The organism is Klebsiella sp. K-3 (genome assembly GCF_051207495.1).
Classification (GTDB): domain Bacteria; phylum Pseudomonadota; class Gammaproteobacteria; order Enterobacterales; family Enterobacteriaceae; genus Klebsiella; species Klebsiella aerogenes.
In genome coordinates this window covers 22662-36135 of sequence record NZ_JBPNXF010000005.1, presented here as the reverse complement: position 1 = coordinate 36135, position 13474 = coordinate 22662, and the positions used below count along the sequence as shown (strand labels likewise).

Below are 13474 nucleotides of genomic sequence, written 5' to 3'. Positions count from 1 at the left end.
CCATTTTTGACCGCCATCTGTACTGGTTTATCTATCTGTATGGCAATTACTAAGGATACAGCATGACCCGTTACCAACATCTGGCCAGCCTGCTGGCCGAGCGTATCGAACAAGGGCTGTATCGCCACGGCGAAAAGCTGCCGTCGGTGCGCAGCCTGAGCCAGGAGCATGGCGTCAGCATCAGTACCGTTCAGCAGGCCTACCAGACGCTGGAACAGCAACAGCTGATCGTGCCGCAGCCGCGCTCCGGCTATTTCGTCGCCCCGCGCAAAGCCCAGGCGCCGGTGCCACCGATGTCGCGCCCGGTGCAGCGCCCGGTGGAGATCACCCAGTGGGACCAGGTGTTGACCATGCTCGATGCGCGCAATGATAAATCAATCATTACCTTCGGCGGCGGCTCGCCGGACGTCACCCAGCCTAGCCTTAAGCCTATCTGGCGCGAACTCAGCCGGGCAATTCAGCACAACCTCAGCGAAGTGCTCAACTACGACGAACTGGCCGGGCGTCGCGAACTACGCGAACAGATCGCCCGCCTGATGCTCGACGGCGGATCGGTCGTCACCGCCGACGATCTACTGATCACCAGCGGCTGCCACAGCGCACTATCGCTGGCGCTGCTGTCGGTGTGTCATCCCGGCGATATCGTCGCCGTCGAATCCCCCTGCTACTACGGCACCATGCAGATACTACGCGGCCTGGGGCTGAAAGCCATTGAGATCCCAACCGATCCGGAATCCGGGATCAGCATCGAGGCCTTAGAGCTGGCGCTGGATCAGTGGCCAATCAAAGGGGTGATCCTGGTGCCTAACTGCAACAATCCGCTGGGATACATCATGCCTGACGCGCGCAAACGCGCGGTGCTGTCCCTCGCCCAGCGCCATGATATCGTGATTTTCGAAGATGACATTTACGGCGAGCTGGCGACCGAATACCCGCGCCCGCGCACGATTCATTCATGGGATATCGACGGTCGGGTGATACTTTGCAGCTCGTTTACCAAGACCATCGCCCCCGGCCTGCGCATCGGCTGGATTGCCCCCGGTCGCTACTACGATCGTCTGCTGCAGATGAAGTACGCCGCCAGCGGCACTAACGTCCCTTCAACCCAACTGGCGGCCTGTAACTTTATTCGCGAAGGCCATTACCACCGCCACGTGCGGCGGATGCGGCAGATCTATCAGCGTAATATGGAGATCTATACCTGCTGGCTGCGGGAGTTTTTCCCCTGCGGCATCTGCGTTACCCGGCCGAAAGGCGGCTTTATGCTGTGGGTCGAGCTACCGGAGCAGGTGGATATGGTCTGCGTCGCCAAGCAGCTGTGTCGCCTGAAGATCCAGGTCGCGCCGGGCTCGCTGTTTTCGGCATCCGGGAAATATCGCAACTGCTTAAGGATCAACTGCGCCCTGCCGCCGATTGAGAAGCATAAAGAGGTGATGGTCAAGCTGGGGGAAGCGGTGAAGGTGGCGATGGAGTAAGAGGCCGTACCGGAATTATCCATGTGCGACGGCGGCTCACTCTTTCTTCTTCGGCAAGATAAAATCGACGCGACGATTTTTCGCGCGCCCGGCGTCGTTATCGTTACTCGCCACCGGCTGACTTTCGCCTTTGCCCTGCTCGCGCAGGCGTGATGGCTCCACCCCGTGGGCGATCAGCCATTTGCCGACCGCGCGGGCGCGACGTTGCGACAGGTCGAGATTGTACTTATCGCTGCCCACTGAATCGGTATGTCCTTCGATCGTCACCACGCCGGCAGGATCGTCGGCGATCAGTTGTGCGACCTTTTTCAGCGTCGGTTCGGCTTTTTTGGCAATCGCATCGCTATCAAAAGCGAAGAGCACGTCGCTGCGCATCGACAGCGTCACCGCGTCTTTATCGTCGCGGAAAGAGATATCCGCCGACTGCTTCGCCAGATCCGCCGCCTTACTCTGCAAATCCAGCACCGCGCCGCCGGTATCCGCGGGGAAACCTACCAGATCGAGGGTTGTCGCTTGCAGATCGAGGATCGTCGGCGGCGCATGCGCCGGCGACTCTTCCGCCCCTGCGGGGGAGCACAGCGCCAGGCCGCCGATGAACAGGAGTTTGTACAGGCCGCTCATTGCTTAACGATCCGTAATGGCGATGGGCCCGAGCGGCTCAACGTTTTCAATAGTCAGGTAGACTTCTTTGACATCCTTTGGCGGCGCCGGGAAGCTACCGTACCACGACCCAACGTACGGCACGCCGGCGCGTGAGCTAAACATCACACTATTCGGAGCCAACGGGACGCCATTGGAATCGGTCAGCAGCAGGTATTTCTTATTACCCACCAGCAGATAGAAAGATTTGGCGAGAGCGTCTTTATCAATTCCGGTATACAGGGATTGCCCGGTCAGGTTATCGGTGAGGCCCTTAAAGCGCACCTTGACGGTCAGAATGTCCCCGTGGCGAACCGCTTCCACCACCTGCGCTTCCGCCGTTCCCGCACTCACCATCCCGGTGGCCAACGGCGCGGTAGTCGGCTCCTCTGCCAGCACGACGCTCGGGACAACCAGCGCGGTCAACAGACAGGAGGCAACGAAGTTTTTCATTCGCTTCATGTTGAGGTCCTTATTCTGTAGGGCGCTGTCTTTGTTATTTATTATTTTCAATAACATAGGAAAGTCGCCGGGAGAGTAATGCCCTCGAAGTATAGTAAAACGTCCCGCTATCACCCCTACCGCGGGCAAAAACGTCGGTGGGATCACATTTAGCGGTTCTCTGCTTCTTTCTACCCGCTCACTGCCCCCTAAAAGATATAAGCGCCCCAGCGGATTAATCCGCTAAAAATTGAGCAATCGTATGAAATATAATTTTCAAAAAAAAGCAAAAACCCAGATTTATATATAGAAAAAAACCTGTGTTATAAAATTAAGAACAATAATATCTGCTGGGTAATTATATTAATATTTTGATTTATAAATTATGAGGTAGCAGTGCGCCTGGTTGTCTTAATAAAATAATGCCTATAAAGTCAAAATTCCCCACCGGGAAACGCTAATTATAAAAAACATAACAACATCATTTGGAAAACATCATGAAAATAACCCGCGATCAGGTAGTCTATGCGATGTCGCGCGACAACGCCCCCGTCGCCACGGTAGCCAGCGGTAGCGAAGTCACTTTTGAAACCTGCGACTGCTTCTCCGATCAAATCACCTCAGCCGATGCCGTCTTTAATGAACTGGACTGGCAGCGCATTAACCCGGCGACCGGCCCCGTCTTTATTGAAGGCGCAGAGCCTGGCGATTGCTTAAAAGTCAGCATCAAACGCATCACCCTGACGGCTCAACAGGCGGTGATGGTGACCGCGCCGCAGCTCGGCGTCATTGGCGATGAACTGCATGAGCCCACGGTCACCATCGTCCCAATCGTCGAGGATCATGCGGTCCTCCCGGGGAACGTGCGCGTGCCATTGAAGCCGATGATCGGCGTCATTGGCGTTGCTCCAGCAGGAGAACCCATTTCCTGCGGCACGCCGGATAGTCACGGCGGCAATATGGACTGCAAAATGATCGCCGCCGGCAGCACGCTGTGGTTGCCGGTCAACGTGCCCGGCGCGCTATTCGGGCTGGGCGATTTGCACGCCGCGATGGGGGATGGCGAAGTGTCTGTCTGCGGTCTGGAAGTGCCGGGCGAAGTCCTCGTTGAGTTAACCGTTGTTAAAAACCGTCAGCTCCCCTTACCGATGCTGGAAAACAACGAAACGATTTTCACCCTCGCCTCCGCCGTTACCCTAGACGATGCGGCAGCCCTTGCGGCACGTAATATGGCCCATTTCATTGCCGACAATACCGCATTAACGCTGGCTGAGGCGATCAACGTACTGAGCATCGCCGGAGATCTACAAATTTGCCAGGTCGTTGATCCGCTGAAAACCTGCCGCTACGCGCTGCCGAAAACAGTCGCCGAACAGCTTTCTCTGTCGATTGATGGGGGCAAGCATGAGCGTTGAACAGTTCGGCTATAAACAGGAGCTCCATCGAGCGCTGACCTTCCGCGATCTGCTGGTTTACGGCATGATTTTTATGGTACCCATCGCTCCTTTCGGTGTCTTCGGCTACGTCTGGGATGGCGCGCAGGGCATGGTGGCGCTGGCTTATCTGATCGGCATGGTGGCAATGTTTTTCACCGCCATGAGTTACTGGTCGATGTCGCGCGCATTCCCGGTTTCCGGTTCGGTATACGCTTACGCTCAGCGCGGAATACACCCTATCGTCGGTTTTTTTGCCGGCTGGCTGATATTGCTGGACTACATTCTGGTGCCATCGCTGCTGTATATCGTCAGCGCGGCGGCGCTGGGGCCGATGCTGCCGGGCGTTCCGGGCTGGGTCTGGATTATCGGCTTTATCGCGATTAACAGCCTGATTAACTTACGCGGCATTACCTTTACCGCGCGAGCGAATAATAGCATTTTGGTTGCTGAAATCGTGGTCCTCGCGATTTTTGTGGTGCTGGGATTGATTGCACTTTATTCCGGAGCCGGGGCAGGCCACCTGACGCTCGATCCCTTGTATAATGCCGATAAATTCAGTCTGCCGCTGGTGATGGGCGCAGTCTCGATTGCCGTACTCTCTTTCCTCGGCTTCGATGGTATATCGACGCTGTCGGAAGAAACCAAAGGCGGCGTCGATACCGTCGGCAAGGCCTCGTTAGGCACCCTGATGCTGGTGGGTACGCTGTTCATTGTCCAGACCTGGATTGCCGCGGATCTGGCGCAGGGTATGAAATTTGGCAGCCTCGATACCGCGTTCTACGACACCGCCAATCTGGCCGGCGGCCAATGGCTGAAATACGTCACCATGTGGTCCACGGTGATTTCCTGGGGGATCGCCAACGCGCTGGTTGCTCAGGCGGCGGTTTCACGCATCTTGTTTGCGATGGCCCGCGATAAGCAGCTCCCGCAGCTGCTGGCGAAGGTGCATCCGCGCCTGAAAACCCCGTATGTCAGTACCTTATTTGTCGCGCTGATTTCACTGGTTTCCGGTCTCTGGTTCTACGGAGATATCGACAACCTCAGTCGGCTGGTGAACTTCGGCGCGCTGATGGGCTTCCTGGTGCTGCACGTGGCGGTGATCAACCACTATCTGATTCGCCAAAAGTCGCGCAATCTGGTGATGCACCTGCTCTTCCCGGTGATTGGGCTGTGCATTATCGGCTTTGTCATTTATGAGATGGATGTTGAAGCCAAAGTGCTCGGCCTGAGCTGGCTGGCCGTCGGCGTGGTGTATTACGCCATTATGCGTCTGGCGCTTAAGCGCAACGTGGAGCTGAATCTGGAAGGGTAAACACCACCGGGCGTCGGGCTCGCCGCTATTTGTGGGCCCGACGCCCCTGAGTATTTCCCCGCTAGCGCTGCGCTTAGCGGGGCTACTGGTTCACAGCCGTTTGCGGGCCGGTAGCCCGGAAAAGGCGCGGCAAGCGCCGCCTCCAGGAGCCTCTCTATCACTCGCCAAAAAACACCATCCCCTTATACGGCTGCTCGCGGCAGACGGCCAGGCGTTGGGCGAGGCTGCCGACGTGCAATTCCAGCTTGTGGCCGTCGGGGTCGAGGAAATAGTGCGATTCGCCTTCGCTACGGTTTAGCTTCCATACCGCTACGCCAGCGACCTCAAGACGGGCGGCAAAGCTGGCGAAATCCGCCTCGCTGATGCTAAACGCATAATGGGTGTAGTCGCTCTCCTCCGGCGGAGTGACGCGCCGCTGCGGATCCAGCGACAGGCACAGCCACAGATCGCCGCAGGAAAGATACGCGCCGCTATCCCAGCGCGCGTGCAGCGTCATGCCGAGTAGCTGATGATAAAACGCCACGCTCGGCGCCAGCTGGCTGACCGCCAGGGTCAGATGATTCAATCCGCTCAACATATCTGTTCCTCCGGTGAGATGCGCTAACCATACCCAATCCCACCTTAAACCACCATTGTGGCAGCGAAAGGACACCCTGTAGATATCGTTAAGGCCGCCAACTTCGCCCCTGGTCTCTTTCTGACGCCGCGTAATAGTGTATGTTCTCAACTATCGACATTGAACAACCCGGTAACGAGATGAGACGTATTGAGATAGTACTGCGGGAGCTGGAGAGGCTGAGCCAGGCCGTGACGCTGGAGGATTTAGCCAGGGGCTCGAACGCCTTCACCGCAGAGCAAATCGGCTTTAACCTCGGGCTGGCGCGCAACTCGGTGAGTAAAGATCTCAATCAGCTATGGAGCGACGGGCTGGTGATTAAAACGCGCGGCCGCCCGGTATTCTTTTTACATCGCCGGACGACGGAAACGCTGCTCGACCATACGCTGACGGAAAGCGAACGCGAGCCGGCGACTCTCGCCGATCTCCTGCCGCAGCCGCAAGATAACAATGAGGCTGTCGACCCGTTCGCCATGCTGATCGGCCACGATCGCAGCCTGCACGATGCCGTGGAAAAAGGGAAAGCCGCGGTATTGTATCCCCACGGGCTGCACGTCCTGCTGACCGGTCCCTCCGGCGTGGGTAAAACCTTTTTTGCCGAGCTGATGCACCGCTACGCCTGCGAGCATGCCGGTGAAAAACGGCCGCCGCTGGTCTACTTCAACTGCGCGGAATACGCCAACAACCCGGAGCTGCTGTCATCGCATCTCTTTGGCCACCGTCAGGGCGCCTTTACCGGGGCGACGGAAAACAAAAGCGGGCTGATCGAACAGGCCGACGGCGGCTATCTGCTGCTGGATGAAGTGCATCGCCTGCCCTATGAAGGGCAGGAAAAGCTCTTTTCGCTGTTGGATAAAGGCGAATATCGCCCGCTCGGCGCCAGCGGCCCGGCGCGCAATATCGCCGTACGTCTGATCTGCGCCACCACCGAGCCCGTCAGCTCATCGCTATTACGTACCTTTCAGCGGCGTATTCAGGTCGCTATCGATTTACCCGGCATCCGCCAGCGTTCAGTTGAAGAGCAGATCGAACTGATCATCGGTTTTTTACAACGCGAAAGTCGCAAAATCGAGCGCACGGTGAGTATCGATAAAACCTTGCTGCTGTGGCTGCTGAACAAGCCGCTGGAAGGCAACATCGGCCAGCTTAAAAGCGACATCCAGTTCTTGTGCGCCCAGGCATGGGCGTTGGGAATGGCGGCTAATAACGAGATACTGCTGCTGGACAGCAAACTGGCGGACGGCCCGATCAATGCCACGCCGGAGCAACGACAGCTGGTCGATGCGCTGTTTAACGGCCGTCCCCTGCTGAACATCGATGCCCGAACTCTTCCGCAGCTGAAAAGTTCGGCGGCCGATGACAGCGTCGAGGAGAGCGATCTGTTCTACAGCTTCCTGACCCGCGAATACGTTAACCTGCGCAATAGCAACGTGCCGCCCGCCGAGACGCTGGCGATTCTTAAAAATAAGCTCAGCTCGATTTTTGAATATGGCCTCTACAGCCGCGATAGCGCCAGCCACGCGCCACGCTATGGCGATCGGATTGAGGAGCGCGTGACCCTGCTTATCGGCTACGTTGAGCAGGTACTCGGCTTCGCCCTGCCGGAAAACCTGGTCAACCCGCTGCGTAAACACTTTCTCGCTCTCATCAGCTACGTACAACGCGGCCTGATCCCGCAGTTATACTCTTCGAGCCTGATCCTCGATCGCTGCAAAGATGAATACGATAACGCCACTCTGTTGTGCAAGAAGATCAACGATCTGCTGCATATCCAGTGTCCGGCCACCGAAGTGGTCTGGCTGTGCCTGTTCCTCAAAGAGTGCCGCCATTACCGCCAGCGCATCACCGCCAGCCCTGACTGCGGGGCGATCCTCATTGCTCATGGCGCCACCACGGCCACCAGCATGGCGCAGTACGTCAATCGGGTGCTGGAACGCGAACTGTTCAGCGCCATCGACATGCCGTTTGAACAATCGGTGCACGATACGCTGGAAAAACTGATCCAGTTGATCCACAGCAAAGGCTGGCAGCGGCTGATCCTGATGGTCGACATCGGATCGCTGGTCCATTTCGGCAGCACCATCAGCAAACTGTTCCAGATCGATGTCCTGCTGATGCCGAATATCACCCTGACCAGCCTGCTGGAGATCGGTCTCGATCTCAGCTACGAAACCGGCGACCTGCCGCGGTTGGTCAATCTGATGCAGGAAAAAGGCATCGCTAGCCAGCTGTGCACGCCGCAGCAGGAGAACGCCGGCAAGGTGCTGGTTATCTCCTGCATTACCGGCATGGGCACGGCGGAAAAAATCAAAAAGGTGCTGGAGGAGAGCTTTGGCGAGCTGATGTCGCAGGATACCCGGATGGTTATCCTCGATTACAACGAAGTTCGCAGCCCGGAGCGCCTACAGCAGGCAATCAGGGCGCATGAACGGCTGGCGGGTATTGTCGGGACATTCCAGCCGGGGCTGCCCGATATCCCGTTTATCTCGCTGGAGGAGCTGTTTTCCGAGCAGGGGCCGGAGCTGGTGCTCAGCCTGCTGACCCCGGATTTATCCAGCAGCGAGCGCCGTCTGGAGATGGAGCGCAGCGCTTCACGGTTTATCAGCGCCCTGACCATGGAAAGCATTATCAACCATATTTCGGTGCTCAATCCGCAGCGCATATTAAAAGAAATGGAAGGGATCCTGAACCAGCTCAGGAACACGCTGGCCATCGCGCCTAACCGCCAGGTGACACTACGCTTTCTGATCCACTGCTGCTGTATGGTCGAGCGTATCGTGATTAACCGGAAACCGTTACAGATGGCGCTGGAAACGCGGCCGGATATGGACGCTCAGGCATTTAGTGTCATTAAATCGGCTTTCCATCCGGTTGAGGAGGCCTACGCCATCCGTTTATCCGATGCCGAGTACATTTATATCTACGAATTATTATTTAGTTAACGCCTGTTCTGGCGCGGCTTTGCGGCCCGCCAGCCTTTTCCTCTTCGGTAGATGACACAAATTGTGGCACGCGCTTTGCTCTTATTAGTGCGTCAACGATTCGGCGCCAGGAGGCCACTTTGTCATCCACTGAACCTACCACCCAGTTACCCCAAATTCTGCTGCTGACGCACGGCGGCTGGGGCACGCAACTTTGCGACAGTCTGCGCATGGTGACCGGCGAAATCGCCGGCGTCAGCGAAATCGCGCTTATGCCGGTCGATACCCTCGGCGAGTTTTATCAGCGCGTCGAAGCGGCCGTGCAGGCGATGCCGGCAGGCTCGCTGATTTTGACCGATTTTCTCGGCGGCACTACCTCCAACGTCGCCGCGCGCTTGAGCGCGGATTACCCCATCGCCGTCGTCTGCGGGCTCAACGCCTCGCTGCTGCTGGAGGCGTTGGATCTGCGCGAGCAGGGCCCGCTCACCGGCTGCGTTAATGCGCTGGTCGAAGCAGGACGCAGCAGCTGCCGCGACGTTGTCGCCCACGTGAACCAGTTAACCTCTTAAGGAGCCCATCATGGCAAAAATCGTTTTATGTCGTATCGATAGCCGTCTGATCCACGGTCAGGTCGTCACCAAATGGGTCGGCCAGTCGCAGGCCAATCGTATCGCCGTGGTCAGCGACGAGCTGGATGCCGATCCGTTTATGAAAAATATCTATTTAATGGCCGCGCCGCCGAACATCAAAGTCGACTGTTACGGCAACGCCAGCTTCGCCGCCGCCTGGAAAGAGAATCAGCTCGGCGATGGCAATGTGCTGGTGCTATTCCCGTCGCTGTCAGCCGTTCAGGAAGCCGTCCAGTTGGGCTTTGACGTGCAGACGATTCAGGTTGGCGGGCTGGGCGGCGGGCCGAACCGCAAGGCCGTGTTCCAGAACATCACCCTTGATGAAAAAGATGTCGGCATCCTCGGCGCTCTGAAGGATAGCGGCATTCAGGTGTTCTTTCAGACCATCCCGGAAGATAAACCACAGTCACTGGACGACATCCTGAAAAAATTCTAACCAGTTGATAAAAAGGTAAAAAACTATGGATACCTTACTTTTTGCGAGCCTGATGGGGTTGTATTACTGGTTCGCCCGATTACGTTTAGGCTATACCTTCTCCGCCATGTTGCTGCAGCCCGTAGTGATCGCCGTATTCGTCGGACTGCTGCTGGGCGATATGAAAACCGCGATGATCATCGGCGCAGGCATGCAGCTGGTCTATCTTGGGGTCACCTCCACACCGGGCGGCAACGTGCCGTCGGACCCGGCGCTGGCCGCCTGTATCGCCATTCCGATCGCCGTGAAGGCCGGGATGGAGCCCAACCTGGCGATCGCGCTGGCGATCCCGTTTGGCGTCATCGGGGTATTCCTCGATCAGCTGCGCCGCACGCTCAACGCCGCGTGGGTGCATATGGCCGACAAACACGCCGAAAGCGCCAACATGGCGGGCATCATGCGCTGCGCCTTTATCTATCCGGCGCTGCTGGGGCTGGTGCTGCGCTTCCCGGTGGTCTTCGCCGCCAACTACTTTGGCCAAAGCGTAGTGGAAAAATTCCTCAAACTGATGCCGCACTGGCTGACCCACTCGTTTGAAATTATGGGCGGTATCCTGCCAGCGCTGGGCTTTGCCATCACCATCATGGTGATCGGCAAAAAGAGCCTGCTGCCGTGGTTTATCGGCGGATTTTTCGCGGTGCTCTACCTGAAGGTGGACATCATGGCGATGGCGATTTTCGGCACCTGCGTCGCCTTCCTGATTAAAGGCCTGGCCAAAAATGAAGGAGCTGCATGATGAGTAGCGATGTAATGGAACATGAACTGGTTGAACGCGCCCGCGAAACCCAGGCGCTGAGCAAAGCCGATATCACCAAGGCCTGGCTGATTTACTGGCTGGGGGCGGAAGTATCCAGCTCCTACGAACGTCTGCAGAGCCTGATTTTCTGCGCCTCAATGACGCCCATTATCAAAAAGCTGTACCCGGAAAAAGAGGAGCAGGCCGAGGCGCTCAAACGCCACCTGAACTTCTTTAACTCGGAGCAAACTTTCGGCTCGGTTATCCAGGGTATCTCCATCGCCATGGAAGAGCAGAAAACCCGCGGCGAGCCGATCAGCGATGCTTCAATCACCGGGATCAAAACCGGCCTGATGGGGCCGCTGGCCGGGATGGGCGACTCGATCATCTGGGCCGCGGTGATGCCGTTGCTGATTGCCATTTTCATCCCCTTCGCCGCCAGCGGCAGCGCGTTCGGCGGGATCGCCCCGCTGATCCTCTACCCGGCGATCACCATGGCGATAAGCTACGGACTGGTGCATAAAGGCTACACCCTGGGCCGTGACTCCATTATCGGCCTGCTGCAAGGGGGGCGAATTAAAGAATTGATTTACGGCGCCAACGTGCTGGGTCTCATCATGATGGGCGCGCTGTCGGCAAGCTACGTCAAAATCACCACCCCGCTGAAAATCAGCGCGCTTAAAGGCTCGGAAGTGGTGGTCCAGCAGATCCTCGACTCGATTGCCCCCGGCCTGCTGCCGCTGGCTGCGGTGTTCGCTATCTATTTCTACTTACTGAAAAAAGGGCCGCGCTACACCACCATTTTACTGTCAATCGTTGCTATCAGCATCGTCTGCTCGCTGTTGGGAGTGCTGTAAATCATGAACAGCAACATCTACCAGCAACTGGGCTTAAAACGGGTGATTAACGCCTGCGGCAAAATGACCATCCTCGGCGTGTCCGCCGTCGACCCGCAAGTGATGCAGGCCACCGCGCAGGCGGCGGGAGCCTTCGTCGAAATCGATAAATTAACCGACCGCGCGGGCGAACTGGTTTCCGCCCACACCGGCGCGGAAGACAGCTATATCACCTCCTGCGCCTCTGCCGGTATCGCCATCGCCGTCGCGGCGGCGATCACCCGCGGCGAGCCGGAAAAGGTGGCGCAGATGCCGGACAGCAGCCAGTGGCCGAACGAGATAGTGATACTGCGCGGGCATAATGTCGATTACGGCGCGCCAATCACCAGCGCTATCCGCCTCGGTGGCGGGCGTATTGTCGAAGTCGGCTCCAGCAATCTGGCGGCACGCTGGCAGCTGGAGAGCGCGGTGAACGCACGCACGGCGGCGCTACTGTATGTGAAATCCCACCATTGCGTGCAAAAAGGGATGCTCGGTATTGACGATTTCGTGCAGGTCGCCCGCCAGCATAATCTGCCGCTGATCGTCGATGCCGCCGCCGAAGAAGACTTGCGCCAGTGGGTTGCCAGCGGCGCGGACATGGTTATCTACAGCGGAGCAAAAGCCTTTAACGCCCCAACCTCAGGCTTTATTAGTGGCAAGCGTAACTGGATCGCCGCCTGTAAAGCCCAGCATTACGGCATCGCGCGGGCGATGAAAATCGGCAAAGAGAATATGGTCGGTCTCGTTTACGCGCTGGACCGTTACCGGACGGCGGCACCGGCGCCCGACGCCGCCGCGCTGCGTCCATTCGCCGAGGCGATCTCCGCGCTACCCGGCCTGCGCGCCGATATCGAGCAGGATGAGGCCGGGCGCGCCATCTGGCGCATTCGTGTCAGCGTCGACGCCAATGAACTGGGACTCAGCGCCCATGAGGTTGAAGCCCAGCTACGCGGCGGCGATATCGCCATTTACGCCCGCCGCTACTATCTGCATGAGGGCCATTTTAGCCTTGACCCTCGCACCGTCGGCGAAGGAGAAATGTCGCTCATCGTCGCGCGCTTACAGGAGATTACGCAGCATGCAGCGGATTAACTTTTATCGCCAGCGGGTGGCGATTAACGTGCTGGCGAAGGACATCGCCAACGCCCGGGAAATCTATGACGCCGCTGAAGGGCACGCGGTGATTGGCGTACTCTCGGCGCAATTTACCAGCGTCGAACAAGGCGTTGCAGAAGTGCGCCGCTGGATGGCGGAAGTGCCTTCTATTTCCGTCGGTCTCGGCGCCGGCGATCCGGCACAGTTTTACAAAGCGGCAATGATTGCGGCGCAGCTCCACCCCGCCCACGTCAACCAGACCTTCACCGGCAGCGGGTTTGCCGCCGGGGCGCTGGCGGCAACCGGTGGTCAGCAGACCCGAATCAACGCACTGGTCAGCCCCAGCAGCACGCCCGGCGAAGTGCTCATTTCCACCGGCGTGCGCAGCGCCCACGGCACCCCTGCACAAGTCTCCTGCGATGCGGCGGTCAGAATGATGCAGGATATGGGCGCGCATGCGGCTAAATTTTTCCCGATGGGCGGCGAAAAGTCGCTGGCGGAGCTAAAAGCGCTGGCCCAAAGCGCGGCAGAGAATGGCATGACATTGATTGAGCCCACCGGCGGTATCGATCTCGATAACTTTGCGCTGATTCTGCAAACTTGCCTGCAGGCCGGCGTCGCGCAGGTCATGCCGCATGTTTACAGCTCGATTATCGATCCGCAAAGCGGTAATACCCGACCGCAAGATGTCCATGCTCTGATGAACATCGTCAAGGAACTGGTCGATTAATCCCCCCGCGCGTGCGGTGTAGACCACTATTACCGCACGCGCTAACTTCCTGATCTGCTGAAGGTCACTGTCAATCTGTGAGCCTCCACGC

Annotated in this window: 13 protein-coding genes; 10 read left to right on the top strand and 3 right to left on the bottom strand. The window is 57.8% G+C overall.

All coding sequences use genetic code 11. The annotated features are described in order from the left end of the window. The first annotated feature begins 62 nt into the window (after positions 1 to 62). Positions 63 to 1475 carry a PLP-dependent aminotransferase family protein gene (locus ACSEMK_RS08945; protein WP_046883368.1) on the top strand — a complete coding sequence of 471 codons (1413 nt, stop codon included), beginning with the start codon at positions 63 to 65 and terminating at the stop codon, positions 1473 to 1475. Between the two features lie 36 nt (positions 1476 to 1511). Here the strand turns inward: ACSEMK_RS08945 and ACSEMK_RS08940 are convergent, their stop codons facing one another. Together ACSEMK_RS08940 and ACSEMK_RS08935 are read right to left on the bottom strand one after the other, a co-directional pair. Continuing rightward, positions 1512 to 2096, bottom strand: coding sequence for an OmpA family protein (locus ACSEMK_RS08940; protein ID WP_063443556.1), 585 nt, complete (start codon positions 2094 to 2096; stop codon positions 1512 to 1514). Between the two features lie 3 nt (positions 2097 to 2099). Continuing rightward, a complete protein-coding gene (locus tag ACSEMK_RS08935) occupies positions 2100 to 2576 on the bottom strand; it encodes a hypothetical protein (RefSeq protein WP_049058330.1) in 477 nt (158 codons plus the stop codon). 476 nt (positions 2577 to 3052) lie between these two features. On the opposite strand from ACSEMK_RS08935, the gene ACSEMK_RS08930 reads away from it, so the two are divergent. Both ACSEMK_RS08930 and ACSEMK_RS08925 read left to right on the top strand, forming a co-directional pair. Further along, positions 3053 to 3970: an acetamidase/formamidase family protein gene (locus ACSEMK_RS08930; RefSeq protein WP_275518258.1), complete on the top strand. Its 918-nt coding sequence runs from the start codon at positions 3053 to 3055 to the stop codon at positions 3968 to 3970. Next, positions 3960 to 5303: an APC family permease gene (locus tag ACSEMK_RS08925; RefSeq protein WP_430914798.1), complete on the top strand. Its 1344-nt coding sequence runs from the start codon at positions 3960 to 3962 to the stop codon at positions 5301 to 5303. Before ACSEMK_RS08930 ends, ACSEMK_RS08925 begins: the two co-directional genes overlap by 11 nt. Positions 5304 to 5460: 157 nt before the next feature. Here the strand turns inward: ACSEMK_RS08925 and fosA are convergent, their stop codons facing one another. After that, complete coding sequence (gene fosA, locus ACSEMK_RS08920; protein ID WP_435336372.1) at positions 5461 to 5880, bottom strand: FosA5 family fosfomycin resistance glutathione transferase; 420 nt, start codon at positions 5878 to 5880, stop codon at positions 5461 to 5463. A gap of 179 nt (positions 5881 to 6059) precedes the next feature. On the opposite strand from fosA, the gene dagR reads away from it, so the two are divergent. The 7 genes from dagR to dagF all read left to right on the top strand — a co-directional run bounded on the left by dagR (position 6060) and on the right by dagF (position 13383). After that, a complete protein-coding gene (gene dagR, locus ACSEMK_RS08915; protein WP_430914796.1) occupies positions 6060 to 8861 on the top strand; it encodes a transcriptional regulator DagR in 2802 nt (933 codons plus the stop codon). Between the two features lie 119 nt (positions 8862 to 8980). Next, positions 8981 to 9409, top strand: coding sequence for a PTS sugar transporter subunit IIA (locus tag ACSEMK_RS08910; protein ID WP_015368461.1), 429 nt, complete (start codon positions 8981 to 8983; stop codon positions 9407 to 9409). Positions 9410 to 9419: 10 nt separating this feature from the next. Next, positions 9420 to 9905: a PTS system mannose/fructose/N-acetylgalactosamine-transporter subunit IIB gene (locus tag ACSEMK_RS08905; RefSeq protein WP_015368462.1), complete on the top strand. Its 486-nt coding sequence runs from the start codon at positions 9420 to 9422 to the stop codon at positions 9903 to 9905. Between the two features lie 25 nt (positions 9906 to 9930). Continuing rightward, a complete protein-coding gene (locus ACSEMK_RS08900; RefSeq protein ID WP_015368463.1) occupies positions 9931 to 10680 on the top strand; it encodes a PTS mannose/fructose/sorbose/N-acetylgalactosamine transporter subunit IIC in 750 nt (249 codons plus the stop codon). Beyond that, on the top strand, positions 10677 to 11537 hold the full coding sequence (locus tag ACSEMK_RS08895; RefSeq protein WP_161799897.1) for a PTS system mannose/fructose/sorbose family transporter subunit IID: 861 nt from the start codon (positions 10677 to 10679) through the stop codon (positions 11535 to 11537). Before ACSEMK_RS08900 ends, ACSEMK_RS08895 begins: the two co-directional genes overlap by 4 nt. A gap of 3 nt (positions 11538 to 11540) precedes the next feature. Then, positions 11541 to 12650: a D-glucosaminate-6-phosphate ammonia lyase gene (dgaE, locus tag ACSEMK_RS08890; RefSeq protein ID WP_113374524.1), complete on the top strand. Its 1110-nt coding sequence runs from the start codon at positions 11541 to 11543 to the stop codon at positions 12648 to 12650. After that, the gene (gene dagF, locus ACSEMK_RS08885) at positions 12637 to 13383 is read left to right on the top strand and encodes a 2-dehydro-3-deoxy-phosphogluconate aldolase (RefSeq protein WP_430914795.1); all 747 of its coding nucleotides are present in this window, start codon (positions 12637 to 12639) and stop codon (positions 13381 to 13383) included. Before dgaE ends, dagF begins: the two co-directional genes overlap by 14 nt. Positions 13384 to 13474 lie beyond the last annotated feature (91 nt).